This window comes from Calditerrivibrio sp. (genome assembly GCF_049968475.1).
Lineage (GTDB): Bacteria > Chrysiogenota > Deferribacteres > Deferribacterales > Calditerrivibrionaceae > Calditerrivibrio > Calditerrivibrio nitroreducens_A.
This window is the reverse complement of record NZ_JBMFQS010000002.1, coordinates 145,996-172,496: the sequence shown is the minus strand read 5'-3', so window position 1 is coordinate 172,496 and position 26,501 is coordinate 145,996. Positions and strand designations below refer to the sequence as shown.

Genomic DNA, 26,501 nt, shown 5'->3' with positions numbered 1-26,501 from the left:
TTTATTAAATATACCTTAAATTTTTGTGATAATGCATGAAGATATAAGTTACGTTATCATTTTCAACTATAATCTTTAGAATAAATGGATTTTGTCTAAACGGGAATTCGAATCTTAAGTCAGCAATTTCATATATCGTTTTATTGGTTTCTTTTTTTATATTTACATAAGGATATTTCAGAAACCACTTGAAAATTTGCAGGTTTTCCTCCTTGTCTAAAATTTCGTAAAGATTCTTGTCAGGTTTTTTATAAATGAGCTTTTCATCAGGTTTATAAGATAGATACATCACATAATTATCCCCTTTATCCTCTATTATCTTCCAGAATATTGGTGAAAATGGAGCAGTAGTTACAATAATATTTTGATTGTTTCCTTTTAGTTTAAATTCATAAGTTGTTTTTATGAGTAATGTCATGACAGGATATGTGAATATCAATATAAAGGTAAAAACAATTGGGTATGATGAAAAAATGGTATTAACTCTTCTTTTTGTAGCGAAATATAATATTATAAGAATTATCAGATAAATTGGATCTATTATAAAAATTGCATTAAGCCCCACCCTTGAGTTGCTAAAAGGGAGAAAAACCTGTGTTCCGTAATTTGTAAAAACGTCTAACAATATATGGATTAAAATCAAGATGTAAAAATTTATAAGTAACTTATCATCAGAATATTTAATCATCTTCGATATCAGATATAGAATGTAAGCTAAAATAAACCCACCTAAAAATGAGTGTGTAAAACCTCTATGATGAAGCAGGTATAAAAAGGGATTTCCAGATATACCAATAAAATTGTCGATATCCGGGCTCATGCTTACAAGGCCGAAGATGATGGTTGTGGTTATACCTCTTTTTTTGGTAAGAAAATTTTTAGCAACGATTCCTGAACAAAAGTGAGTTACTGGATCCATATGATTTAAAGGGAGGGGGGTATCCCCCTCTTGTTTTTCTACTAATCTTTTGTAAATCCGATTGTTTTATAACCCTTTTTAGAATACAGTCTTAAAACGACGTATTTACCCTTTTCAATTTTACCATATATGCTATAGAATTCATCTTCATTATTTACTAACTGATTGTTAACGCTGAGAATTATCTCACCTTTTCTTACGCCTGCTCTGTAGATATTTGTACCCGGCTTTATATCAGCTACTTTTACCCCATAATCTAATTTAAGATTTCTCTTTTCATCGTCGGTGAGGGAAGTTACCACAATGGGCTGTGATTCGATATCTTCCTGAGTTAAATCTTTCCGTTCGGATAGTTTGACATTGAAAGTTCTTTTTTCAATTTTACCATCCACACTCACCCTCAGGATTTCAATGTTAACGATCTTGCCGGGTAGCTGATTCCCTATGTAGTTTATGACATCTTTTGGTGTTTTTATCGGTTTACCATCTATGGATGTGATGATATCGCCCACTTTTATTCCGGCAAGGTCAGCAGGTTCTCCCTGTATAACGCCATTTATTATCACACCATGATCTACGTTTAGATTCAACTCTTTTATCATTTCAGGTGATAATTCCTGAAGATTCTGGACACCCAATAACCCTCTTTTGACGATACCTTTTTTTAATTGTGGAAGAATATTTTTAAGTGTATTCACAGGTACTGCAAATCCAAGCCCCTGACCAGATGCAATAATTGCTGTATTTATTCCAATAACTTCACCTTTAAGATTCACCAGTGGACCACCTGAGTTCCCTGGGTTTATGGAAGCATCCGTTTGTAAAAAGTTATCATAAGGTCCTTCGCCTAAATCCCTACCTTTTGCGCTTATTATCCCTGCAGTGTAGGATGATTCAAGTCCGAAGGGGTTTCCTATCGCTATAACCCATTCACCAATTTCAAGACTATCGGAGTCACCTAATTTTAGAGGTTTTAAATCTCCATTTTCCACATCTATTTTAAGTAAAGCCAGATCGGTAAGTGGATCCCTTCCAACTTTTTTGGCTTTATACTCCTTACCGTTGTACAATTTTACATTTATTTCGTCAGCTTTTTCTATGACGTGATTGTTTGTAACTATATAGCCATCATTTGATATGATAAATCCAGAACCTAAAGCCATTGCTTTGTACTCCTGATATTGCTCAGGGGCGTTGAATAGATCAAAACCACCGAATGGGTTAATGCCGAAAGGGAAATTGAAATTTGGTATCTTTTTTTTGATGGTTTGGGTCGTGTTTATATTCACCACACTTTCTTTAGTAATTTTTACAACTTCGGTGAAATTTGGAAGATTTGTTGCCGCAAAAGCAAAACTACTGAAAAGCAATATTGAAATAACCATTAAGATTTTGATTTTTGAAATATACCTCATACTTTTTCCTCCATTATTGTTTTTTATCAGTAGCTACTATATATGATAAAAACTTTTCCATTTCTTCAAAAGGGATTGTACCTATTACCGTATATTGAATATTATCTATCTTTTTGGACAATAGGTAGTTCCCATATATCAAACTTTTAGTAGTTTGTACATCATTAAGGTTTTTTCTTATAAATAGTGAAAACTTATTCAGTCCATCATTAAATATATAATGAATTGTTCCATCTTCAAGCTTTTTTATCAGTTTACCCTGAAATCCTTTGTAAACGAGGGTATCTTTTTCGAGATTTGTCTCTTTTAGATCTTTTTTTGTTGGTTGTATATCAGGGATCTTTTCAGTATACCCGTATGAATACATCAATTTATGGTTGGTATCGTAGACTTCTCTTCTAACTATGAGATTGCCGGATGTATTTATTATTTGAGAAAATCTATCTTTTTTTATCGGTATTAGTTCGTATTGGGTAATTATTTTGTTGTCCTGCTTGAATCCTTCTTTTACCTTTATGTTGTAATAATCTTTTGATATAGCACTGATATCAATGAAAGGTTCCCTGATCATTCTGGCGATAAATTTTACTCTTGTATCTATATTGATATCATCTAAGGAGTTAAAATTAAGTGTTATATATGAGTTTTCATTTAAAGCGATTTTGACAAAAAAAGTTTCTGCATGGGCAAATGCGAATAGGGATAACAGAAAGAATATTGTCAAAAGATTTTTCATAAATAATGTTATTGCCCCTGACTATAAGCAATATTTACAACATAGGAATTTTGAGATTTTTCAAGGTGTTCAAAAACCATCCTCTCTTCTTCCTGCATGGCAAAATTGTTTTTACCATTCTGGGTGTATTTTGCAATTAATATTGCAGATAAAATTAGAATGAGGGTGGCTATCTTGTAAACAAGTTTTATGGATGCTCTTTTTTTGTATGTAGTTCTGGAGGAATTTATTTTATTCATGATACTTTTTGATAGATCTATATTTTTTTTGTGAGGGGTATTTAAAAAACTCTCTTTGATATTTGACTTTATTTTTGTAATATTTGAAAGATATATTTTACATTCTTCACATGAAGAAAGGTGGGAAAGAAGATCTAATTCATTCATATTATCGATTTCGTTGTCTAAGAAATCATTGATAAATTTATGATACTTTGTACAAACCATCCGCCAACCCCTGTTTGATTAATCTTTCTTTTATAATCTGGCGCGCGTTGAATAATCTGGATCTAACAGTTCCTATGGGTATTTGCAATATATCGGCGATCTCTTCATAGCTCATATCTTCCACTTCCCGTAATATTATGACGGTTCTCAGTTTAGAAGGTAGAGAGTCCACATATTTTCTTACGTATCTTCTTATCTCTTCTTCGAGTAATTCTTTTTCAGGATTTGTTTCATCTGTGATGGAATTAAAGAAGTAGTCATCTTCGTCCTGATCCTCGTTGTACATATCCACAAAACGTTTGTTTCTATCAATTTTCATCAAAGATTCATTTATGGCAATACGCTTTATCCATGGATAGAATTGGTCTTTGTTTCTCAAGTTTGGTAAACCTTCATAAGCTTTTAAAAAAGCTTCCTGGACTATATCCATTGCGAGATCTTCGTCCTTTACGATATTAAAGACCGTGGAAAAAAGTTGTTTCTGATATTTTAATATCAAAAATTCATAAACTTCAGTCTTACCCTTTAAAATTTCGTCCACAAGAATCTGATCATTCATATTCTTCTCCATTTCCATGACTGTATGATAGATTCTTTTTGAAAAAGTTCAAGATAATTTTATTTGAGACGATAATATTTTTAAAAATTTCTTTACAAAAAATTTTTTTTGTTATAACAAAATTATAGATTGATAGGGGTGATGTATGAGTAGGTTTTCTATTGAAAGGATGCTATTGTTTTTTCTTGTTGTAAATGGATTATTGGCAGTTTTGTTTGGTTTGTATAATATTTATCTTATCAGTTCACTTGAAAATCTACCTAAAGAACAGATTCCATCGGTAATTTCACAATTGAACGTCATCAATTATTTGGTAGTTGTTGGTGTTCCTGTAGGGCTTGTGATTACCTATTTTGTTATTTACAGAGCTTTCATCGTCAGAATGGAAAGTTTAAATGAAAAATTATCACTGATATCAAAGGGGGATTATTCTTTAAAGTTGGAAGATTGTCAAGGTATATTGGGCATGGTCGTTCATAATATTAATAACGTAGTTGATAAAAGTAGACATCTTTTAAAAACTACAAAGTTAAATGTGTCTGCATTGGGTAATGCCGCCGATGAATTGAAAAAATCCCAGAGTTATGTTCTATCTGAATTAAGAAATATACAGTATAACTCCAATAGTGTTTCTTCTGCCGCTGAGGAGCTTACGGCTACCAGTCACAGCATTGTTGATAACTGTCGTAGAACCCTTGATAGAACAATTGAGCTTTCAAAATACTCTGAAATAGGTATTTCAAATGCCACGAAGTTGAAAAATCAAATTAATGAGATATCAGAATCTATTATTTTGCTGAATAAGAATATATCTGATTTTATCAAAAGATATGAACAGATTGAGAAATTTACAGCCACCATCAATGATATAGCAGATCAAACAAACCTTCTTGCCTTAAATGCGGCTATAGAAGCTGCAAGGGCAGGGGAGTCTGGTAGAGGTTTTGCTGTTGTTGCGGATGAAGTGAGAAAACTTTCTCTCAAAACCACCGATTCCACAAAAGAGATAAAAACTGTTATATCTGGTTTGAATGCAGAGATGAGACAAATAGGTAAGATTATTAGCGAAAATGTTTCAAAAATTGATGCAGGGGTGGAGGTTACGGGGGAAACTATTGAAAATTTCGAGTATATGAACAATCATATAAAAGAAATTGTAGAGCTTGTTGATAATGTATTAAGATCTATGGAGGAAGAGAATCTGGCGGTGTCTGATATCTCCCAAAATATAACTGGTGTATCACAAAAGTTGGAAGGTCTTCTGCACTCTTCCGAAGAGTTTGTAAGAGCGGGAGATTCATTGAGATCTATATCCAATGAGATGGGAGATGAACTAAAAGAGATTAACGTGGGTAAATCTGATGAGCTAATATCCTGGAGTAAAGAGATTGAAACTGGTATTAAAAAATTTGACGATCAACACAAAGAACTCGTTAGATTGTTGAATAAATTTTATGCTGCAATTAATGAGGGGCGTTCTAAAACTGTATTGGGTGAGATATTAAATGAGCTTGCAAATTACACCGTATACCATTTTCAATCGGAAGAAGATGCTTTTAGGCTTTTCAATTTTCCTGAAAAGGATGAACATACAAGGATACACAAGGATTTAGTAAATCAGGTATTAAAAGTTATCAAGGATTTTGAATCAGGCAAGGATGTGGTAAGCGTAAATCTACTTCAATTCTTAAAAGAATGGGTTGTCAAACATATAATGGGAGACGATATGAAATATGCTAAATATTTCAAAGAAACAGGAGCAAATATAAGATAAGGGGGATCCCTTATCTTTTTATAAATGATGAGGGTATTTTTTTACCCTTTCCACAGCCAACTTTATCTTTTCAATTATCAGCTCATCAGAAACCTTTTTACGTGCTTCATCAAAGGATTCTTCATAGGTCTGATAATGAGGTGGAATAGAGTTGAGCACAATTGCAGCTATATCTAAAATACATATACTACAAGTACATACCGAATCATCCTGGTCAAGGTAATCCGCCAGAAGATCCCATACTCTTTTCTCATTGACATTTTTTAATTGTTCTATATCATACTGGTTGATTTTACTCATAAAACTCCCTATAATATTTTTGAAATCATTTTATACAATGGAGAGAAAAATGCAAGAGAAAATAGCTGTTATAGGTGGAGGTTCTTGGGGAACAGCCCTTGCCAATCTTTTGGCGGAAAACGGTTATGATGTTACTATTTTCGTAAGGGAACAGGAGATTGTGGAGTCAATAAATAAAAGAAATGTAAATATAGTATTCTTCCCGGATATAAAATTAAACAAAATGGTAAAAGCCAGACATTTCAGTGAGATTGATGAGAGTATAGACAATATAGTCTGGGTAGTGCCAACTCAATTCACCAGAAGTAGTATTAAAGAGTTTTATAATTTTATCAAAGGTAAAAATATAATAATTGCCACAAAAGGTATAGAGTTGGGTACCGGTCAACTTGTGGTGGATATTTTCAAAGAAAATCTTGATGCGAGATTTTCCATCCTATCCGGGCCTTCTTTTGCCAGAGAAGTCATACTGAAGAAACCCACCGCAGTTAGTGTTGCATCGATTTTTGACGATGATGCTATATTCTGGCAAAGGGTTCTGTCCAATAAATATTTCAGGGTTTATAGAACAAGGGATCTCAAAGGTCTTGAGCTTGGTGGGGCTTTGAAAAACGTAATAGCCATCGCTGTAGGGATATCTGATGGTTTATCCTTTGGAAACAATGCAAGGGCAGGGCTAATCACCAGAGGGCTTGCGGAGATTACCCGAATGGGTTTGAAGATGGGAGCTACACTTGAAACTTTTATGGGGTTGAGCGGCATGGGAGATCTTGTTTTAACATGTACAGGTGATCTTAGCAGGAATCGTCAGGTGGGGCTGGAAATAGCCAGCGGAAAGTCTATCACAGAGATTCAGAGTCACATGAAGATGGTGGCGGAAGGTGTATTCACTGCTAAAGCTGCCTATGAGCTTGCTATGGAAATGAACATAGATATGCCTATAGTTACTGAGGTTTATAAAATTATTTATGAAGGTAAAGATCCAAAAGAATCTGTGATAGATCTTATGAATAGACCATTGAAAGAGGAGAAAATTACGTTATGAGCGGGGGTTTTTACCACCCGCCCCTGTATCAATTTTCATTTGATGTATTTGCAGGACATGAACTGCATGATTGGTTGGATTCTGCTGATGAGCAGGATTTGTTTGCGTAATCTGTTTTATACCAACCGATTCCTTTTAGCTGGAAACTTGTTAGGGAGATAATTCTTTCGGCTGATGAGCCACACTTAACACACTTTTTCTCCTTTACATCATTAAAAGTTGGTTCTAATAGTTCAAAGATGTGATTGCATTTGGTGCATTTGTACTCATAAATGGGCATAAATCATACCTCCTTTAGATTGTATCTATGATTTAAGTAATATATATAAATTTATTGAAATGTAAAGAGCTTAGTTGTTTATCCTTGACAAAGTTTTTTTGTCAAAATAATATTATTAAAAACTTAAGAGGTGAGTGATGGAAATATCTTACTGTTTGAAAGCAAGGGCTAAAAGAAGACTTGAACCATTTAAACCAGAACAGACACTTCCATTTGGTCAGCTAAGAACTGATCATATGTTTATGATGGATTTTGATGGAAATGAGTGGTATGGTATAAAAATATGTCCATATCAGGATATAAACATAGCACCAGGGGCCATTGCTTTGCATTACGGTCAGGCTTATTTTGAAGGGGCAAAGGCTTTTATGCACCCAGATGGGGAAATATACACGTTTAGATTGGATAAGAATGCCGAAAGGGCAAACTTCTCTGCAGAGATTCTCTGTATGCCCAAAGTAGACGTGGAATTTCAGATAAAAGCCATACATGCCTTGATAGATGTGGATAGAAATTGGTTCCCAATTCAGGAGGGTGCATCTTTATACATAAGACCTTTTATGTTTGGAACTTCCGATTCTCTTGGGGTTCATCCAAGTGAGTCTTACAGGTATATGGTAATATTATCCCCAAGCGGTCCATATTATTCCACTGGTTTTACAAAGCCTATAAGACTTCTTATTACTCAGAAGTTTCATAGGGCTGTTTCTGGAGGTACTGGTGCAGCCAAGGCAGCAGGAAATTATGCCGCATCCCTCAGAGCAGGGCAGTTTGCAAAGAAATTCGGGGCAAGTCAGGTACTGTATCTTGATGCAAATAATAGATACATCGAAGAAGCTGGTGCAATGAATCATTTTCATATAACGAAAGATGGTACAGTTTTTATACCTGAATTTACTGATACAATTTTAAGGTCTATCACATCTCTTAGCATGATAGAATTACTGCCTTCCCTTGGTTTTAAGGTTGTCCAAAAAAGAATAGAATTAGATGAATTCATTGATGGCATTAAATCTGGTGATATTGTAGAAGCCGGAGGATTTGGTACAGCTGCAGTTGTATCCCCTGTGGGTGAGTATGTATTTGAAGATGGATCTGTTTTAAAAGTTGGAAACGGTGAAATAGGTGAGATGACAAAGAAGATTTACAAAGCCTATATAGATATTCAGTATGGTAGAAGCAAAGCACCTGATGGGTGGCTCAGAAAGGTAGAAAGAGTTTGTAAAGCATAAATGTGGATATTATTAAAGGAATGGAGTTTAAAGCTCCATTCCTTAGAGTAAACCCTGCAATTTTAAGAATTCATCTCTGTTTTGCCAATCCTCTTTTATCTTCACAAAGAGGTCCAGAAATATTTTCACCCCAAAAAATTTCTCCAATTCTATCCTTGCCTTTTGTCCTATTTTCTTGATTGAGGATCCTCTTTTTCCAAGTATTATCGCCTTCTGTGATCCCCTTTTTGTATAGATTGAAGCAGATATATACATCAGATTTTCTGATTTATCTTCAATCAATTCGCATTCCACAAACGTATCATATGGCACCTCATCTTTGAGTGTTTCAAAAATCTGCTCTCTGATAAATTCCGCTATCAGAAATTTTTCGCTAATGTCCACAATTTCATCCTGAGGATATATGGGATCACCATCTGGTAATAGCTCTTTTGTAACCTCAATAAGCTTGTCTATGTTTATATTTTTTAGTGAAGATATCGGTATTACCTGATCAAATTGGTAGTCATTAAATACATTCCGGGCAGTATCGTAAACTAACTTTTTTTCAAATACATCTATCTTTGTTATTACCAGGAACTTTTTTATTGGTTCATTTTTTATCAATTCGAGAATCTGTTTATATTCAGGACCTTTTTTTTCGCCTGGTTCCACAAGAAAATAGACAATATCAACCATTTTAATTGTTTCAAAAGCTTTTTCTACCATTAATCTATTAATGTTGTCCTTTGCATTGTGTATCCCTGGTGTGTCTATAAAGATGATCTGGGAATCATTTGAGTTATATATACCACGGATCTGTGTTCTTGTGGTATTTGGTTTACTTGAAATAATTGATACCTTTTCACCTAATATGGCATTCAAAAGAGTGGATTTACCTGCGTTTGGTCTTCCGATGATCCCTACAAAACCTGTTTTAAAGCTCAACTCTCCTCCTGCAACTTTATCAATTTTATTTTTTTAATCTTTCTACCATCTTTTTCCACAACTATAAATTTATATCCATTGTAGATATATTCTTCTCCCACATCAGGTATTTTATCTGCAAGATCGTAAAGAAGCCCACTAATTGTTTCGTATTGTTCCATATTTTCGGTTTTTTCGAAATTAAAATATTCGCAAAAATCATCAATATTAAGCCTACCTTTGACGATATACTGCGATTCTCCAATCTCCTTTATATCTTCCTCTTCCTCTTTATCATATTCATCCCTTATCTCACCTACAATCTCCTCAAGAATATCTTCAAGGGTGATAAGACCATCTATACTGCCATATTCATCCACCACAAGGGCAAGATGAATCCTATTTATCTGAAATTCTCTCAGTAGATCATCGATTCTTTTGGTGGATGGAACAAAATAAGGTTTCTTCAATATATTTTTTATATTCAATTTTTCAAGACCTTTGTTGATATATTTTATTATATCTTTGGAGTACAGAATCCCTATGACGTTGTCTTTATTTTCTTCGTATATTGGGATACGTGAGTATTCGGTTTTGGCTATGGTATCTATGATCTCATTTATCGATGTTGATATCTCTATCATTGTTACGTCGTTTAAGGGTACCATGATCTCTTTTACAGATGTTTCGCTAATTTCAAATATATTATGAAGCATCTCTTTCTTCTGGTTTTCTAATACACCTTCCTTTTCACCAATGGAGATCAAAAACTCCAATTCATCTTCGGTGATTTTTGGCCCTTCCTGCTCCACTTTACCGCCAAAAAATTTTATCAGGCCTTTTACGATCTTATTTAGCAACCATGAAAATGGGTAAAATAACCAGAAAAAGACCCTTAAAATATACATTGTGAAGATGCTGAATTTTTCTGCATTATGTTTTGCATATGTTTTCGGAAAGATTTCACCAAAGAAAATGATCAAAATGGTCATTATACCTGTTATAAGAGCTATTGAACTATTTTTAAAAACCTTATAGGCGAAGTCTGCTGCTATGACAGAGCTTAAGATATTAACGATATTATTACCGATAAGTAGCGTATAAAGAACTTTGTTTGGATGTAAAAGCCATAGTTCAAGTATTTTACCTTTTTCTCCCATCTCCTGAATCATATGTTTTACCTTTAGCTCACCTAAAGAAGTGAGAGCCGTTTCACTTGCGGAAAAGTATGCAGAAAAAACTAAACAAACAAAAATAGATACTAAATAGGCCGAGCCACTATCCACCTTTATCACCTCACAATATTAAGATAAATATAAGAAATGTGACCCCTGAGCCTAAGAGGCCACCCATTATAACTTCAGACATACTATGAACCTTCAATCTAACCCTTGATTCAGCCACAAGCACGCAAAGGAGGAATACCAGGAGAGATACAGCCACATCTTTTGTCAGGTATATTACAGATACCAGTATAGAAAATGCCACAGCAGAGTGACCGGAGGGCATCCCCCCATGAAGTGGTTCACCTCTTCCGATTAGAGATTTTATGATTACAACGAGGGCTATTGTGATGACCAGTGAGACTATTGCTATGTGATGGGGGAGATTTGGTAGTCTTTGAAGATTAAATGATAGAGCATTTTTTATTTTTTCAAATAGCACAAAGTAGCCCACGAATATTGCACCAAAAGCCGTTATCAAAACTGCTCCGGCACTGACGTCTTTCACTCTTTTTGCAACTTCAGATTTCTCTTTTATGAGGGCATCCACAAGGTATTCAATGGCTGTATTAAAAAGCTCAGCAGCAATAACAAGGGAGATGGTTATGGTTAAGATAATATATTCGAGAAACTTTAGATTGAAAAAGAGAGCCATAAAAAGGATTAAAATAGAGAATATGATGTGTATTTTTAAGTTTTTTTCCGTTTTGGTGGCATACAAAACTCCTTCAATAGCATATCCCAATGATTTCCACCAACTCTTAGTTTTCATACTAAATGGTTCTATCTACTTCCTCCTTATAGAATATAACACAATTTTATAAAAAAATCATCTATTTATTGAAAAATTTTTGAAAAAAGTTTTCCTGCAGTTCAAACATTTCCTTCTCATCCTCTTCAGAACTTTCATGATCATATCCCAAAAGATGTAAAAGTCCATGTATAAAAAGGAAAGCTATCTCCTCTTCAACTGTGCATTCATTTTCCACAGATTGAGACTTTACTTTATCATAAGAGATGACAATATCACCTAATATGTTTGATTTGATATCCTTACCATCGTTGATGGGGAAAGATAGTACATCGGTTGTGGAGTCTATTTTTCTATAAAGTCTGTTTATCTCCTTCATCTCCTCATCGTCGGTTATTACGAGGGAGATCTCGGCTGTGTTGAAGGGGAAGGATATCTTTTCATGCTTTAAAATTTCATATGATATATCCTGAAGCATATCAACGTTTAATGGGTAATCTTTTTCATTGTCTATGAGGAATATAATTTCCATAAATCACCTTTTTATTTATTTTCATATATTTCATAAGCTTTTATAATTTTTTGGACTATGGGGTTTCTCACCACATCCACCTTACCAAATTCCACGAATTCGATCCCCTTTATCCCCTTTAACACATCTCTAACTAAAACAAGACCAGATCTTTTATCATTAGGGAGGTCTATCTGGGTTATATCACCGGTAATAACAGCTTTAGAATTAAAGCCCAATCTTGTTAGAAACATTTTCATCTGCTCTATTGTCGTATTCTGCGCCTCATCAAGGATTATGAAAGCATCATCCAGAGTTCTTCCCCTCATAAAGGCAAGTGGAGCAAGCTCAATGACACCTTTTTCTATGAGGGCAGATACCCTTTCAAAATCAAGCATATGGTAAAGAGCATCATAAAGGGGTCTTAAATATGGGTTTATTTTGTCGGCAATATCCCCTGGTAAAAAACCAAGTCTTTCACCGGCTTCCACTGCTGGTCTTGTAAGGATTATTCTGTTTACCTTTTTGGTGAGATAAAAGTTTACAGCCATTGCAACGGCAAGATATGTTTTTCCCGTGCCAGCCGGACCGATTCCAAAAACTATATCGTTTTCTTTTATGGCCTCGATGTATTTCTTTTGGTTTTTAGTTTTTGCTGTGACCTCTTTTGCTCTACCTGATACTTTTACCTTTTCAGTTAAGACCTCTTTTATAACATTTGTGTCATCAGCTTTTGCCATCCCTATAGCGTAATCTATATCTGATTTTGTGATACTTTTCGACATTGCCATCTCTTTTATCTGTAGCAGGAGATTTACTGCTTTCTCAGCATCTTCATCATTTCCCATTACAGCTATTTCGTCGCTTCTGATGTATATATCTACCCCCATTTTAGCCATTATATTTCTGATATATTCATCATTTGGACCTGTAAGCTGTGGTATGATAGACTCATCAATGTAAATTTTTCTCTTCTGCATTTTTTAATTCCTCGTATATTTCAATGGCTTTTTTTAATTCCTCATCTTTACTATTTATTATTCCATCAAGTTTTAATATTGTCAATTGTTTAAATATTTTTTGGTAAATTTGGGAAGGAGGGATCCCCAATTTTCTTAGATCATTCCCATCTATTTCAGGCTTTATCCATCGTATCTCAGTGATATAATCCCTTATAATCTGTTCATATTTATAACCTAATATTGATGCTGTAAATAAAAGAAATTCTTCATTTAAACCTTCAAATAGATAGTATATGTCCGATCTTTTAAGGTGTGAAGATTTTTTTATCTTATTGGCAATATGTTTACTTTTGCCATAACCTTCTAAAAGCTTTTTTTTAGTCTCTCTACTTAGTTCAAATCTGTCGCATATTTTTTGAAAGTCATTATTTTTTAAATCGGAGAATAGTATTAGCAATCTCACGATATAAGGTTCCACTTTGGTATTGCATTGCACTGAATGCCATATGAGATATCTTTCGAAGTTTTCGAAAATACGTAATTTAAGATCGTCTAACTTGAATTTATCAATATAGAATTTCATAATTCCATAATTGGTCATCATCTTTATGGCATCAAGATAATTTGATTCGGATAAAATATATTTAGTTTCAAGAAATAGTCGATTCCCAGGAATCTTATCAAACAGCTTTAGATTGATGGCATTTTTTAATAGCTTATTTGTATGTGGACCGATTTCAAAATTGTATCTGACGGCAAATCTTATCGCCCGTAGCCCCCTTGATGGATCATCTATGAAGCTTAAATTGTGAAGTACCCTTATCTTTTTGTCGATAATATCCCTCTGCCCTCCATAGAAATCCAGAAGTAGACCAAACGTCTTTTCATTTATCTTTATCGCCATTGCATTTATGGTAAAATCCCTTCTAAAAAGGTCATTTTTTATGGATGAAATTTCAACTTCCGGTGCGGAAGCTGGCATATTGTAATATTCTGTTCTTGCGGTGGCAAAGTCCAGTTTGTTCCTATCTGGGAGTATTACAACTGCAGTTTTAAACTTATCATGGATAGCAACTCGACCATTATTTCTTCGGGCAAATTCTTGAGCCAGGATGGTGGCATCCAACTCCACCACAATATCAACGTCAAAATTTTCATATTTCATCAAGAGATCCCTCACAAATCCACCCACTACATAAGCATTTAGATCAAGCTCATCTGCAATTGCACCTATCTGTTTTAATAAATTGTAATAGTATTCTGGTAATCTATCTTTCAAAAGATCAGCCACGTTTCTGGATTTAAATAAGCCTGCAACTTCTGCTTTTTCATTGACAAATCTGGGCATCTTTACGATCTCTTCCCTCATCAGCCTGAGGAGATCGGTTCTTGTGATAACACCCACAAGGGTATCATTAATTTCTATAGGGACCATTTTTTGATTTTTTAAAAGCATTATATCTTTTATCTCATCAATCGGCGTGTCAGGTGAGGCAGTATCAAATTCTATCTGCATTATAGAATCCACAGGTTCATTCTGTAGTTCATGTTTCATACTATGCAGTATATCTCTTCTGAGAATTAAGCCAATGGTTTTACCGTTTTTAACTACCGGCATTACGTTTAAATTGTATTTCATGAATAGATCAAATGCATCTGCAATTTTTTCACCTGTTGATACATATTTAACAGGTGATGTCATAAGATCTCGTGCATATTTCATTGGGTAAATCTGTTCGTTTACTATATTTTTTAGTTTTGGAATGGCTTCGTTTAGTGTTATATCTTTTACAATTGCGCTACCTGCATAGGGATGCCCCCCACCACCAAAGTAGTATAATATCCTTGATATGTCTATCTTATCGGATTTACTTCTTCCAACTATTACAACTCTATCTCCGGTGCGCACCAGCAGGAAAATGGCATCAAAATTTTCCATTTCAATTAATTTGTGTGCCAGAAAAGCTATATCTCCAAAGAATTCATCTGTATTTGCATGTGTGATACCTATAAATAGTTTATCTATAATTAGAACTGTAGTATTTATGATAAGCTCATTAAGAAGTAGCACCTGCTCTTTGCTTAGTTCCCTCTTAACATATTCTGATACAAGGTTTAGATCTGCTCCATGTTCCAGAAGATACGCCGCCGCCAGTAGATCATCTGGTGTAGTTGTGTTAAATGACAAAAAGCCTGTATCTTCGTATATCCCCATCATGAGTAAAGTTGCTTCTTCTTTCGAAAGGTATACCCCATTTTTTTTTAATCTTTTGACTATGATTGATGTTGATGCTCCAATCTTTTCCAGGTATAATTCATCGGTGGCTATATCGATATTATCGGTTTGATGGTGGTCGAATATTATTATTTTATCAGATTTATCAATTAATTTAGATAGATATTTTAATCTGTTTTTTATTTTGCAATCAGTAATTATTAATAATTCTATATTTTCTTTAAATTCATCGATGAATTTCTCGGTGGCTTTTATATAGGGGATACCAAAATCATTTTCTTCCAGAAATCTGCCTACATTTCCCTCCAATGTATTACTAATAAAAATTTTATCACAACTGTAAAGCTTCATAGCGGCATAAGCACTTGAGAAGGCGTCAAAATCTGGATTGTGGTGTGTGATTACTATTTTCATCTATTTCTCATTTTGAATCTTGGATGGAATTGTTCCAATATGCTTCTCGCTTTATTATCAGTTATATGTGTATATATTTCAGTGGTTGAGATGTCAGAATGCCCCAAAAGAAGTTGTATGGTCCTTAAGTCAGCCCCGTTTGTTAGAAGGTGGGTGGCAAAGGAGTGTCTTAATGTATGAGGAGAAATATCTTTTGTTATCCCAGCTTTTTTACAATATTTTTTTATCATCATCCAGCAGTATACTCTGGTGAGGGGAGCAGAGTTTTTATTCAGAAAGAGAAAACCATTATCTTTTTCTTTGATAAAATATCGATGTCTTATTTCGAGGTACTGTTTTAATTCATCCTGTAAGGATTGATAGATAGGTAGAAAACGTTGTTTTGAACCTTTACCAACAACTGATACAATCCCCCTTTTAAAATCTATATCTGATGTCTTACATTTCACCAATTCACTTACCCTCATCCCTGTGGAATAGAAAGTTTTAAGAATAATATTATCTCTATAACCTATGGGGGTACTTTTGTCTGGTGCATTTATCAACGCTTCCACCTCTTCAAAATTGAGAAATTTTGGTAATTTTTCCCACTTTTTTGGTTTGCTAATGGATGCCACAGGGTTTTTATCAAATATCTTTTCCTGAATCAAAAAATCATAAAATGCGGATATACCAGAAATATTTCTCAGGATCGATTCTATGGAAAGCCCTTTTTTTCTAAGATGTGACATGTAGCTAACCATATCGGATGGTGTCAGATCGTAATTTTTAGTAAATCTGGTTAGTTCCATTATGTCTCTTTTGTAAGCTTCTATTGAGTTTTCAGAAAGGGAAAGGTCATACTTCATATAATTCTGGAATTTTTTGACTAATTCTGCTGTAATTTCCATAAAAACGGCAATATATTCTCCTGTAGTCTTTTATAATGTATAATGTATACCATGAAATTTTCCAATTATCAATAGTATCACCAAAAGATAAAAAATATCTTGAAAATAGATGAAAATTTAATATAGTTAGCTATGGCTAATAAAACGTTGAATTCTAATATCACATATAATGGGAAAGTGTATCACGTGCAAACCGAAATTGTTGGGGATAAGGTGTTGACTCAGATCTTTTTTAAAGGTAGAATTTTATTTTCTTATCGGTCGGATTTTGTGGATTTTCAAACTACAAATAAACAGCACAGGACAGCTGAAGCTGCTATATTAAAGGGTAAAGTAACCATAAATGATTAAATTTTTTAATGTCACTGTAAACTTTTATGGTGAAAAAAGGGCACTGGATAATGTCTCATTTGAGGTGAAAAAAGGTGAATTTGTCTACATAACCGGTGAGAGTGGCGCAGGTAAATCTACCTTATTGAGGCTTATTTATGCTGACTTGCTCCCAACTAAAGGGGTTGTGTTAGTTTCTAATAAAGATGTAAGCCACATAAGTAAGCATAGCATCCCTTACTTGAGAAGAAATATAGGTGTGGTTTTCCAAGATTATAAGCTATTAGAAGATAAGACTGTATATGAAAATGTTAAAATGGCTCTTGATATCTTCTATCTTAAAAAAAAGTCTGTGGAAAATCGAATATTGCCCTTATTGAGGAGGCTTGGAATATATAGTAGAAGGGAGACTCTGGTAAGGAAGCTTTCAGGTGGTGAAAAACAGAGGGTAGCAATAGCCAGGGCACTCATAAATGAGCCATCGATAATACTTGCAGATGAACCAACCGGTAATCTTGATAAAGAAAGGGCAGAAGATATTATTGAATTACTACATGACACTGTGGAGATGGGCGCCACCGTAATGATAGCTACCCATGATAAATATCTCATTGATAAGCATAGAGGTCGAATAATAGAATTAAAACAAGGACAGTTGGTAAATGACTCTGAAAAAGCAAGAAATACAGAAACTACTCATCTTAATTAATAGAGGTTTTTTACTTTTTAAATCGAATATGGCAATAAATATAACCTCTATAGTGACTATAATTACAGCCCTATACATATTTTTTGTGTTTTTCGTTTTAAGCTACTCAGTGGATAATTTCTTTGGTAAGCTCGTTAATGTTCAGAATATCAGAGGATACATAACAGATTCAGCCCCACAGGATAAAATTAATGCACTTATAAAAAGACTCAGTAGTTTGAAAAGTGTTGCTGAAGCTAAATTTTATAAAAGTAAAGATTCATATGAATATCTTAGAAAGTCTTATATGAGTGAAAAATATCTTGAGCTCTTACCGGAAGAATTCTTTCCATCCTTTGTTGAGGTTACCCTCAAAAGTAATTATCAGGAGATAAAGTTTATAAAGGAGATTGAAGGGGAGCTGATGAAATCTGATATAATAAGTACTACCTCGTTTGGAGAAAAATGGCTTTTGAATTTTTTGTCCATCAAAGTGGGGCTTAAAATATTTGTAATGATTCTTACTGGTTTGTTATCCATTTCCATCGGCTCTGTAATTTACAACACAATAAATTTGAAGTTATTTAAATTTAAAGAGGAGATCAAGATCTATAGCCTTGTGGGGGCCACCAGGAGTTTCATAATAACACCATTTGTTGTTGCTTCGGTATTAGAGATGACGGTCTCATTTTTAATAGCTTTTATTCTACAATATGTTACTTTTTACCTTATTAGACACTTTTTCCTTGATAAATTAGGGGTTGTTTTTCTTCAATCACCATCAATCTACGTTATATTCTCAATATTTTTTATAATGGCTTTTATATCTATTATTGCCTCAATTTTATCTGTATTTTCATTTCTGGATAAAAATCTTGGAGCAATTGGTGAATAAATTTTGGTTGATATTTATTCTCTTTTTTCCCTTAATGACCTTTTCCGCAGAAAATAAAAAGGAAATCATAGAATCCAGCAATGATTTGATGTTACTGAAAAAAGAGATTGAAAAAGAGAAAAGTGAAATAAAGAAAATAGATCAATCAAAAACTTCGGTGGGGTTAAAGTTAAAAGCGATAGAGAAAGAGATTGCTTTTAACGAAGCTGTACTTTCTGAAATCAATAAAAAATATTCAAAAGTCAAAGAAAATCAGCAATTGATAGGGGATAAAATATATATTTTAACACGTGATATTGAAGTTCTTATGAAAGAGGTAAGGAAAGGTAATATATATTTAGTTGATAACAGAGGGGTAATCAATTTAAAGTTGCTTATTTTCTCCAGAAGCTATCATGAGATGATAAAAAATCTTGAGATCATAGAAAAAGTAAACATTAAATTAAAAGATAAAATTTCTCAGATAGCAACCAAGAAGAAAGAGATTGAGGAACTAAATAAACAGTTTGATGAAAAATCAAAAGAATTGGAGAATCTTAAGAAAATTAAATGGGAGGTTTTAAAAGAACTTCAAAATCAAAAAGTCATTTATATGCAAACGCTTACGGTTTTAGATGTTGATAAAAAACATAAGGAATCCTATTATTTAATTCTTCAGTCAAGGTATGAGGATCTAAACAAAAGAGTTCTGGAGATAGAAAAGGAAAATAAAAATACCCATTTTAATCAAACTGCTATCGGTTTTGGAAAGTTAAAAGGATTGTTGGATTGGCCAGTTAAAGGGAAAATAGTGGAGGGTTTTGGTGTAAAATATGTGGAATCTCTAAAAACGGAGATATACAACAAAGGGGTTAAAATAGAGGTTAATGGGGATGGCTTTGTGAGATCTGTACATGATGGTGTTGTAAAATATGTAGATTGGATAAAAGGTTATGGAAATTTAGTAATTATTTCTCATCCTGATGATTTCTATACTATTTATGCCAATATAGATGATGTTTTGGTAAAAAATGGCCAGAGGGTTTCAAAAGGTGAAAAAATTGGTATAATTGATGTTGACATAAAAGAGGTTCAGCATTATCTTTACTTTGAAATTAGAAAAAATAACAACGCATTAAATCCTCAAGAATGGCTTAAAAAGGAGGCAACATGAAAAATAGATTTAGTAAGTCTTTTATAATATTAGGTATAGGGCTTATTTTAGTATTAGGTATTTTTGCTTTGTTAAAGACAAAATCTGTATATGCCCAGAAAGGCATAAGCAAATTTCAGTATCTTGAAATATTTTCGGATGCTCTTGACATAGTAGAGAGAAAATATGTGGAGCCTATTGACACTAAAAAGTTGATTCAGGGGGCAATTAAGGGTATGTTAAGTGAGCTTGATCCCCATTCTAATTATATGGATGAAAAAGCTTTTGAAAATTTTAAAACAGAGATAAAGGGTGAGTTTGGGGGGCTCGGAATTACGATTGGAATAAAAGACAAGATTTTGACGATTATTGCACCTATTGAGGACACACCAGCTTATAGAGCAGGTTTAAAAGCGGGAGATAAGATTATCAAAATAGATGGAAAGCCCACTTCAAATATAACAATTGATGAAGCTGTTAATAAATTAAGAGGTACACCAGGAACCTCTGTGACTATCACGATACTTAGAAGCTCTATGCCAAAACCTTTCGATGTTACTCTTGTAAGGGAAATTATTAAAGTTAAAACAGTCAAGTTTATGGAAAAAGATGATATAGGTTATCTAAGGCTCACCCAATTTAATGAATCCGCATCTTCTGAGCTATCAGAAGCACTTGATAAACTTAAAAAAGATGGTGTTAAAGGGTTAATTCTTGATCTCAGGAATAATCCAGGTGGGCTTTTGGATGAAGCTGTTAATGTGGCATCTATGTTTATAAAGCCTGGAAAAACAGTTGTTTTTACAAAAGAGAGAAATGAAAAAAATAACATGTATTTAAAATCTAAGAATATGAGAGTATCTGAATATGAACTTCCTATGGTCGTTTTAATCAATGGAGGTAGCGCCTCTGCATCTGAAATAGTATCCGGTGCTTTGCAGGATTATAAAAGGGCAGTGATAATGGGTACCACAAGCTTTGGAAAAGCTTCCGTGCAGACTACTTTTAATCTGAGTGATGGCTCTGCCATAAAGCTTACCACTGCAAAGTATTATACCCCCAGTGGTAGATCTATCCAGGGAGTAGGTATAAAGCCAGATATTGAGGTGAAATCTGGTGAAATTTTGTACAAAGAAGATAATATGAATATAAAAGAGAGTGACCTTGAGAATCACTTAATTGGTGATGAAGAAAAAAAGAATAGTATTAATAATCAAGCTTCAGATAATAAAACTATTAATGATAATATAACTCTTTCAGATCTTGATAAAATAGATTTTGATAAAGATCTCCAGTTAAAATATGCATATGATTTTTTGAAAGGTATTCTTATATATGGCAAAAAAACGAATTAATAAAATTAAATCAAATAAGATACCGCCTACCTTAGTGGTGGGCGGTATCTTTTTTTTGATTGTAGCTGTTATCTTTTTACTTATTGTGAATATAAAGGTGGACAGATTAAAAAAAGAATATGACAGAGTAAATGTAGATCAGGTTAAAACTAATAAAAAATTGAACATAGATATCAGTGAAAAATTAAAAATTTTTCTTTTTGATCATGAAATAAATAAAGATCGTTTAAAGTTTTTATCCGAGCAGAAGAATGGAAATAATATTTACTATAAATACAAAATGCTTCTCACAGACGCAGAGCTTCAGGCTATAAAACCTTCTCTTGCAAGCTTCTTCAGTTCAAATGGTTTTGCTTTTCATGATAATGATAAAAATATGATTTTTGAGAGGGATGGCATTGTTGTGGATATTGTTGTGGATATCCTTGAGATTTATGCTACGCCCAAAGAAAATGAGGTGGAAAAGAAAGAGATTGTAAAGGAACCCAAAGCTGATTTCAAGAAAGATGTTAGTATAAACAATAAAATTTTTAAAATAGAACCTAAGCACAGGCTGGCAATTATTTTAGATGATTCAGGCCAGAATTTAGAACTTGCCAAAAAGGTATTATCTATGAAGTATCCGGTTGTTTTATCTATTTTGCCTTATACCCAGTATGATAGGGAAACAGCAGATCTTGCAAGGAAATACAAAAAAGAGTTTTTTTTGCATCAACCAATGGAGCCGAAATCTTATCCTGATACCAATCCTGGAAAAGGGGCTATTCTTTTGAACATGCCCAAATCTGTTATAGAAATTACGATAAAAGAGAATATTGACAGATTGGGTGGGGTAGATGGTGTAAATAACCATATGGGATCTGCTTTTACAGAAAATGCGGATAAGATGAAGGAAGCTTTAGATGTCATTAAGGATTATACAAAGATTTTTGTTGATAGCCATACAACTGCTGACACTGTAGCTTATGAAGTTTGCAGAAAAACAGAAGGTCTAAAATGTGGAATTAGTAAAAGATTTATAGATAATAGTGCAGATAGAGATTATATAACAAACAAATTGTATGAAGCAGCGGGCTTCCTCAAATCGCAGGATGTTATAGTTATAGGTCATTTGAGGAATAATACTGTGGATGTTTTAGAGCATGTATTACCACAGCTCGAAAAAATGGGGGTAAGGATAGTTACGATAAGTGAGGTGGTAAACTAATGATCGTTTGTGGAATTGAAACTTCATGTGATGAAACCTCTGTTGCCATATATGATAGTAAAAGGAATAAATTTTACTCACTTGTTTCATCGCAGGTGGATATTCATAGTAAATTTGGCGGTGTGGTTCCAGAGATTGCTTCCAGAAACCATGCGTTAAATGTTATGCCACTATTTATAGATGTTTTGAAAATGGCAGGTGTGTCCAAAGAAGATATCAATCTGATAGGGGTTACAAAATCTCCAGGCTTGATAGGAGCCCTGTTTGTGGGGGTCTCATTTGCCAAAGGTCTGGCTTTTGGTCTCAAAAAACCGATTGTTGGGGTAAATCATCTTTTTGCACATATCGTATCTACAGAGATTGAAAACGATGTAAAGCCACCTTATCTTGGTGTGGTAATCTCAGGGGGGCATACACATATATATTTAGTGGATGAGTGCTATAACTTAAAGCTACTTTCTAAAACAATTGATGATGCAGTTGGAGAAACTTTTGATAAAATAGCTAAATTTGCAGGTTTACCATATCCTGGGGGACCCTTTATAGAGGAGCTGGCTAAAAAAGGGGATGAAGGTGCTGTACAATTACCTATAGGATTAAAAGGTGATAACGATTTTAGTTTCAGTGGATTAAAAACGCATGTGATAAATACCATTACATCCAATAAGTTTAAATTAGAAGATGTTGCGGCCTCCTTTCAAAGGGTGGTGGTGGATACACTGGCACTTAAAATAGATTATGCGTTGAAAAGGACAGGTGTAGATGTCGTTGTGGTGGCAGGTGGTGTTGCCTGCAATAATTATATTAGAGAGAATCTTCCTAAAAAACTTAATATGCATTGTTATTTCCCTTCGAAAAAATTGTGTACCGATAATGGTGATATGGTGGCTTATGCGGCTTATCTTTTGTATAGAAAGAGAAAATTTTTGTCAAAATTCGAGTCAGCTCTGGACATTGATGAATTTATAAAATGAAAGTATTAGATTTTTTAAAAAGCTATCCTTTAATTGGTGCTCCGCTGGCAGGTATCACAAACTATCCCTTCAGAAAATTAGTACGTCTTTTTTATAATGGTCTTATTTTTACTGAGATGGTTTCGGTGGAGGGTGTGAAAAGGGGTAACAGACAGACGTTGAAACTGATTGATGTTAAATCAGATGAAAACCCTGTTGGGATTCAGCTTTTTGGTGGCAATCCTGACTCTTTTTCGGAAGCTGTAAGGGTGATTGAAGATAATTTTGATTTCTTCTGCTTTGATATAAATATGGGTTGTCCTGTGAAAAAGGTTTTAAAATCAAAGGCAGGTGCTTATCTTTTGACTGATTTGAAAACTGCTATGGGGATAATTTCTGCCGTAAGAAAAGCTACCCGGAAGCCGCTTTTTGTAAAAACAAGGCTCGGTTGGGATGAAAAGAATCTGGTATACAAAGAAATATTGAAAATCTGTGAAGGGGAAGGGGTTGATATCCTTACGATTCATGGGAGGACAAAGTCCCAGCTCTATTCAGGTAAGGTAAATTACGATGCAATTGCGGAGATAAAATCGCTGTCTAAAATACCCATTATTGGAAATGGAGATGTGGTGGATCTAAAAACTTTTGCATTGATGAAAAACACGGGTGTTGATGCTGTTATGATAGGTAGGGGGATGATGAAATCTCCATGGATATTTAAGTCGTTGATGGATAACAAAGATCCTCTGGGTTACCTCAAGCCTGAGGAAACTAAGAATACACTGTTTTTTCTCCTTGATGAAGAAAAAAGATTTAGAAATGGTAAATATTTTCTGGCACCATTTAAAAAGTATGCCGTATGGTTTTCAAAAGGTTTTAAAAACAGTTCGGACTTCAGAGTGAAAATATATTCCACAGATGATGAGAATAAGATAAGAGAATTGATTGATGACTTTTATAAATAAAAAGTTGTTAATTTTATTGTAATAATCACCAAAGTGGCCAGGAAGAAAGAATTTAATGGTTTCATCAGGAGTATTAAGTCAATCTGAACAAATTAAAACGAAGTTGTTACATTTTTTTCTATATATTTTTCCATTGAGCCGAATTTTTTCTTGACATCTTTTGGGTTTATGCTATCTTAGCAATTATGAGAAGTTTAATAGTTTTTAGCAGAAATTGGTGGTGGACAACTTTTAGAATATGAAGGTTGTCCCCTGCCCATAGATTGGTGGCCGTGCGGTGGACAACCGCACGGCTTCTTAGTTTATAGTGTCGAAGCCGTGTTTGAAAAAACACGGCTTTTTTTATGCAAAAAAATCGGAGGTAAAGATGATATTCCCGGAAAAGGAACGATTTTTAGAGCTTTCAAAAAGCTTCAACAGAGTAACAGTCTATAGGGAGATAGCTGGAGATATTTTTACCCCAATATCCCTTTTGAGAAACTTTTCAAATGAGAAATACCTGTTTTTACTGGAAAGTGCAAATTTAGACAAGACATTTTCCAGATATTCATTCTTTGGGATTAACCCCACAAAGATTCTCAGATTTAAAGGGGGCAAGCTCCTGATGGAGTCAGGATCCAAGAAAAATGAAGTGGATATGAATCCCATAGACTTTCTCAATCATGAGATATCTACATTTAATGGATATGCGGATAATGTATTTGGTGATTTTTGTGGTGGATATGTGGGGTATTTTGGTTATGAGATGGCAAACTATTTTGGTTTTTTGAGAGAAAGATTGAAGGAAGATTCAAAGTCGGATCTTATGGCACTTATGCTGGTGGAGGAGTTTTTTGTTTTTGATAATCATTTTGGGAAGATGTATGCCGCTAAATCTGTAAGTACAAAGGGAGACCCTTCTAAAAATTACGAATTGGCTTTAAAAAGATTAAACGAAATGGCAAATATCATTTTAAGTTTTAATTTTGATAATTTTGATTCTGATAGTGAAGTTGAGATCGAAAAAGATTTTACTAAAGATCAATTTGTAGAAAAGGTAAAAATGATCAAAACTGATATTGAAAATGGGGAGCTTATACAATGTGTTCTTTCAAATAGGTATACCCTTAAAGGTAAGATAAATCCGGTAACGCTTTATAGAACTCTTAGAAATCTAAATCCTTCTCCTTATATGTTTTACCTGAAGTTTAACGATTATGTTCTTACTGGTTCTTCCCCTGAAATACATTTGAAAGTGGTTGGTAAAAAGGCAACTTTGAAACCTATCGCTGGAACCTATGCTATAGGTGATGACCTTGAAAAAATAAAAAAGGAATTATTGTGTGATCAAAAAGAGGTGGCGGAGCATTTGATGCTGCTCGATCTTGCCAGAAATGATCTTTATACCGGTTGCAATGACGTCAGGGTGGAGAAGAGTTTCCAGGCGGAAGTTTACTCTCATGTTGTTCATATAGTATCAGAGGTATCTGGAGTTATGAGGGATGGTGAGAATGCGTTACATCTTTTCATGAAAACATTCCCAGCAGGGACGGTAACAGGTGCCCCAAAGGTAAGAGCGATGGAACTTATCGATAAATATGAAAATAGTACCAGGGGATTTTACGCCGGATGCACCGGTTATATCTCCTTTAATGGGAACCTTGATACCTGTATAACGATAAGAAGTGCGCTTGTAAAAAAGAATGAAACGATCTTCAGAGCTGGGGCAGGGATTGTATATGATAGTGATCCAGAAAAAGAGTATCTGGAGGTGGAAAGAAAACTTGCGGCACTGAATGCTGCAATTAAAAGAATAAAAAGTCTGGAGGTGGGTAATGTATTTGTTAATTGATAATTATGATTCTTTTACATTCAATCTTAAGGCATTGTTTGAATCTGTGGGTGCAAAGGTACACGTTATAAAAAATGATGAATATATTGATGCCGAATCTTTTAAAGGAATTATCCTCTCTCCGGGTCCATCAAACCCTGCGAATTCAGGAACCACTTTAAAGTATTTACAGCTTTACACCGATAAGAAGCCTTTTTTTGGAGTTTGTTTAGGTATGCAGGCGATATGTTACTCTTTGGGGTATGATTTTAGAAAAGCTAAGAGAATAATGCATGGTAAGGTTGATAAAATTGTTATAAAGAACAAAGAAGTACTTTTTAAAGAATTTCCTGATGAGATTAATGCAGTCAGATACCACTCTCTTGTGATGGATATACCAGAAAAATATACAACATCTATCTCCACATCTGATGGGGAAGCCATGTCTTTTGAAATGCCTGAACGTATGCTGTTTGGGGTACAATTTCATCCGGAATCTTATCTTAGCGAATCTGGATCAATTTTGGTTAAAAATTTTATAGATTTTTGTGAGAAAAGATAGGAGGT

27 protein-coding genes are annotated in these 26,501 nt (G+C 34.0%); 13 read left to right on the top strand and 14 right to left on the bottom strand.

Annotated elements, in window-relative coordinates; genetic code table 11:
- Positions 1-4: 4 nt before the first annotated feature.
- Genes ACP5Q2_RS03455 through ACP5Q2_RS03435 form a run of 5 tightly spaced genes read right to left on the bottom strand, consistent with a single transcriptional unit; the run spans position 5 to position 4,075 of the window.
- Complete coding sequence (locus ACP5Q2_RS03455) at positions 5-919, bottom strand: metal-dependent hydrolase (protein ID WP_428097247.1); 915 nt, start codon at positions 917-919, stop codon at positions 5-7.
- 41 nt (positions 920-960) lie between these two features.
- The gene (locus ACP5Q2_RS03450; RefSeq protein WP_428097244.1) at positions 961-2,334 is read right to left on the bottom strand and encodes a Do family serine endopeptidase; all 1,374 of its coding nucleotides are present in this window, start codon (positions 2,332-2,334) and stop codon (positions 961-963) included.
- 13 nt (positions 2,335-2,347) lie between these two features.
- The gene (locus ACP5Q2_RS03445) at positions 2,348-3,070 is read right to left on the bottom strand and encodes a hypothetical protein (protein ID WP_428097242.1); all 723 of its coding nucleotides are present in this window, start codon (positions 3,068-3,070) and stop codon (positions 2,348-2,350) included.
- Between the two features lie 8 nt (positions 3,071-3,078).
- Entirely contained in the window at positions 3,079-3,516 is a 438-nt protein-coding gene (locus ACP5Q2_RS03440) for a hypothetical protein (protein WP_424605571.1), read from the bottom strand.
- The gene (locus ACP5Q2_RS03435; protein ID WP_428097239.1) at positions 3,494-4,075 is read right to left on the bottom strand and encodes an RNA polymerase sigma factor; all 582 of its coding nucleotides are present in this window, start codon (positions 4,073-4,075) and stop codon (positions 3,494-3,496) included. The genes ACP5Q2_RS03440 and ACP5Q2_RS03435 overlap by 23 nt, the downstream gene beginning before the upstream one ends.
- Before the next feature lie 145 nt (positions 4,076-4,220).
- Between ACP5Q2_RS03435 and ACP5Q2_RS03430 the strand changes: the two genes are divergently transcribed.
- A complete protein-coding gene (locus ACP5Q2_RS03430; protein ID WP_428097236.1) occupies positions 4,221-5,849 on the top strand; it encodes a bacteriohemerythrin in 1,629 nt (542 codons plus the stop codon).
- Positions 5,850-5,867: 18 nt separating this feature from the next.
- Here the strand turns inward: ACP5Q2_RS03430 and ACP5Q2_RS03425 are convergent, their stop codons facing one another.
- Entirely contained in the window at positions 5,868-6,149 is a 282-nt protein-coding gene (locus ACP5Q2_RS03425) for a late competence development ComFB family protein (RefSeq protein ID WP_424605574.1), read from the bottom strand.
- A gap of 49 nt (positions 6,150-6,198) precedes the next feature.
- On the opposite strand from ACP5Q2_RS03425, the gene ACP5Q2_RS03420 reads away from it, so the two are divergent.
- Positions 6,199-7,194, top strand: a complete 996-nt coding sequence (locus ACP5Q2_RS03420; protein WP_428097233.1) for an NAD(P)H-dependent glycerol-3-phosphate dehydrogenase — start codon at positions 6,199-6,201, stop codon at positions 7,192-7,194.
- Positions 7,195-7,222: 28 nt separating this feature from the next.
- Here ACP5Q2_RS03420 and ACP5Q2_RS03415 read toward each other — a convergent pair whose 3' ends face one another.
- Complete coding sequence (locus tag ACP5Q2_RS03415; RefSeq protein WP_424605576.1) at positions 7,223-7,474, bottom strand: FmdB family zinc ribbon protein; 252 nt, start codon at positions 7,472-7,474, stop codon at positions 7,223-7,225.
- 137 nt (positions 7,475-7,611) lie between these two features.
- On the opposite strand from ACP5Q2_RS03415, the gene ACP5Q2_RS03410 reads away from it, so the two are divergent.
- Positions 7,612-8,706 carry a branched-chain amino acid aminotransferase gene (locus ACP5Q2_RS03410; RefSeq protein ID WP_424605577.1) on the top strand — a complete coding sequence of 365 codons (1,095 nt, stop codon included), beginning with the start codon at positions 7,612-7,614 and terminating at the stop codon, positions 8,704-8,706.
- A 42-nt stretch (positions 8,707-8,748) separates the two neighbouring features.
- Here ACP5Q2_RS03410 and era read toward each other — a convergent pair whose 3' ends face one another.
- The 7 genes from era to xerA all read right to left on the bottom strand — a co-directional run bounded on the left by era (position 8,749) and on the right by xerA (position 16,599).
- Positions 8,749-9,633: a GTPase Era gene (gene era / locus ACP5Q2_RS03405; protein ID WP_424605578.1), complete on the bottom strand. Its 885-nt coding sequence runs from the start codon at positions 9,631-9,633 to the stop codon at positions 8,749-8,751.
- Positions 9,630-10,898: a hemolysin family protein gene (locus ACP5Q2_RS03400; protein WP_428097228.1), complete on the bottom strand. Its 1,269-nt coding sequence runs from the start codon at positions 10,896-10,898 to the stop codon at positions 9,630-9,632. Before ACP5Q2_RS03400 ends, era begins: the two co-directional genes overlap by 4 nt.
- 10 nt (positions 10,899-10,908) lie before the next feature.
- A complete protein-coding gene (locus ACP5Q2_RS03395) occupies positions 10,909-11,607 on the bottom strand; it encodes a diacylglycerol kinase (RefSeq protein WP_424605580.1) in 699 nt (232 codons plus the stop codon).
- A 61-nt stretch (positions 11,608-11,668) separates the two neighbouring features.
- A complete protein-coding gene (gene ybeY, locus ACP5Q2_RS03390; protein WP_428097225.1) occupies positions 11,669-12,118 on the bottom strand; it encodes an rRNA maturation RNase YbeY in 450 nt (149 codons plus the stop codon).
- An 11-nt stretch (positions 12,119-12,129) separates the two neighbouring features.
- Positions 12,130-13,077 (bottom strand): PhoH family protein, encoded by a 948-nt coding sequence (locus tag ACP5Q2_RS03385; protein WP_424605582.1) that lies wholly within the window; start codon positions 13,075-13,077, stop codon positions 12,130-12,132.
- Positions 13,052-15,709, bottom strand: coding sequence for a CBS domain-containing protein (locus ACP5Q2_RS03380; RefSeq protein ID WP_428097222.1), 2,658 nt, complete (start codon positions 15,707-15,709; stop codon positions 13,052-13,054). Before ACP5Q2_RS03380 ends, ACP5Q2_RS03385 begins: the two co-directional genes overlap by 26 nt.
- The gene (gene xerA / locus ACP5Q2_RS03375) at positions 15,706-16,599 is read right to left on the bottom strand and encodes a site-specific tyrosine recombinase/integron integrase (protein WP_424605584.1); all 894 of its coding nucleotides are present in this window, start codon (positions 16,597-16,599) and stop codon (positions 15,706-15,708) included. Before xerA ends, ACP5Q2_RS03380 begins: the two co-directional genes overlap by 4 nt.
- A gap of 132 nt (positions 16,600-16,731) precedes the next feature.
- Here xerA and ACP5Q2_RS03370 point away from each other — a divergent pair, with 132 nt between their 5' ends.
- From ACP5Q2_RS03370 to ACP5Q2_RS03325, 10 genes are all read left to right on the top strand, one after another.
- Positions 16,732-16,950: a hypothetical protein gene (locus tag ACP5Q2_RS03370; protein ID WP_424605585.1), complete on the top strand. Its 219-nt coding sequence runs from the start codon at positions 16,732-16,734 to the stop codon at positions 16,948-16,950.
- Positions 16,943-17,638 carry a cell division ATP-binding protein FtsE gene (gene ftsE, locus ACP5Q2_RS03365; protein ID WP_424605586.1) on the top strand — a complete coding sequence of 232 codons (696 nt, stop codon included), beginning with the start codon at positions 16,943-16,945 and terminating at the stop codon, positions 17,636-17,638. Before ACP5Q2_RS03370 ends, ftsE begins: the two co-directional genes overlap by 8 nt.
- Before the next feature lie 28 nt (positions 17,639-17,666).
- A complete protein-coding gene (locus ACP5Q2_RS03360) occupies positions 17,667-18,512 on the top strand; it encodes a cell division protein FtsX (protein ID WP_424605587.1) in 846 nt (281 codons plus the stop codon).
- Entirely contained in the window at positions 18,505-19,665 is a 1,161-nt protein-coding gene (locus tag ACP5Q2_RS03355; protein ID WP_424605588.1) for a murein hydrolase activator EnvC family protein, read from the top strand. The genes ACP5Q2_RS03360 and ACP5Q2_RS03355 overlap by 8 nt, the downstream gene beginning before the upstream one ends.
- A complete protein-coding gene (locus ACP5Q2_RS03350; protein WP_428097216.1) occupies positions 19,662-20,999 on the top strand; it encodes a S41 family peptidase in 1,338 nt (445 codons plus the stop codon). The genes ACP5Q2_RS03355 and ACP5Q2_RS03350 overlap by 4 nt, the downstream gene beginning before the upstream one ends.
- A 55-nt stretch (positions 21,000-21,054) precedes the next feature.
- Positions 21,055-22,206, top strand: coding sequence for a divergent polysaccharide deacetylase family protein (locus tag ACP5Q2_RS03345; protein ID WP_428097214.1), 1,152 nt, complete (start codon positions 21,055-21,057; stop codon positions 22,204-22,206).
- Positions 22,206-23,180, top strand: coding sequence for a tRNA (adenosine(37)-N6)-threonylcarbamoyltransferase complex transferase subunit TsaD (tsaD, locus tag ACP5Q2_RS03340; protein ID WP_428097211.1), 975 nt, complete (start codon positions 22,206-22,208; stop codon positions 23,178-23,180). Before ACP5Q2_RS03345 ends, tsaD begins: the two co-directional genes overlap by 1 nt.
- Complete coding sequence (locus ACP5Q2_RS03335) at positions 23,177-24,124, top strand: tRNA dihydrouridine synthase (protein WP_428097208.1); 948 nt, start codon at positions 23,177-23,179, stop codon at positions 24,122-24,124. The genes tsaD and ACP5Q2_RS03335 overlap by 4 nt, the downstream gene beginning before the upstream one ends.
- A 367-nt stretch (positions 24,125-24,491) precedes the next feature.
- Entirely contained in the window at positions 24,492-25,955 is a 1,464-nt protein-coding gene (locus ACP5Q2_RS03330; protein ID WP_428097205.1) for an anthranilate synthase component I family protein, read from the top strand.
- Entirely contained in the window at positions 25,939-26,496 is a 558-nt protein-coding gene (locus ACP5Q2_RS03325) for an anthranilate synthase component II (protein ID WP_424605594.1), read from the top strand. The genes ACP5Q2_RS03330 and ACP5Q2_RS03325 overlap by 17 nt, the downstream gene beginning before the upstream one ends.
- The last annotated feature ends 5 nt before the right edge of the window (positions 26,497-26,501 follow it).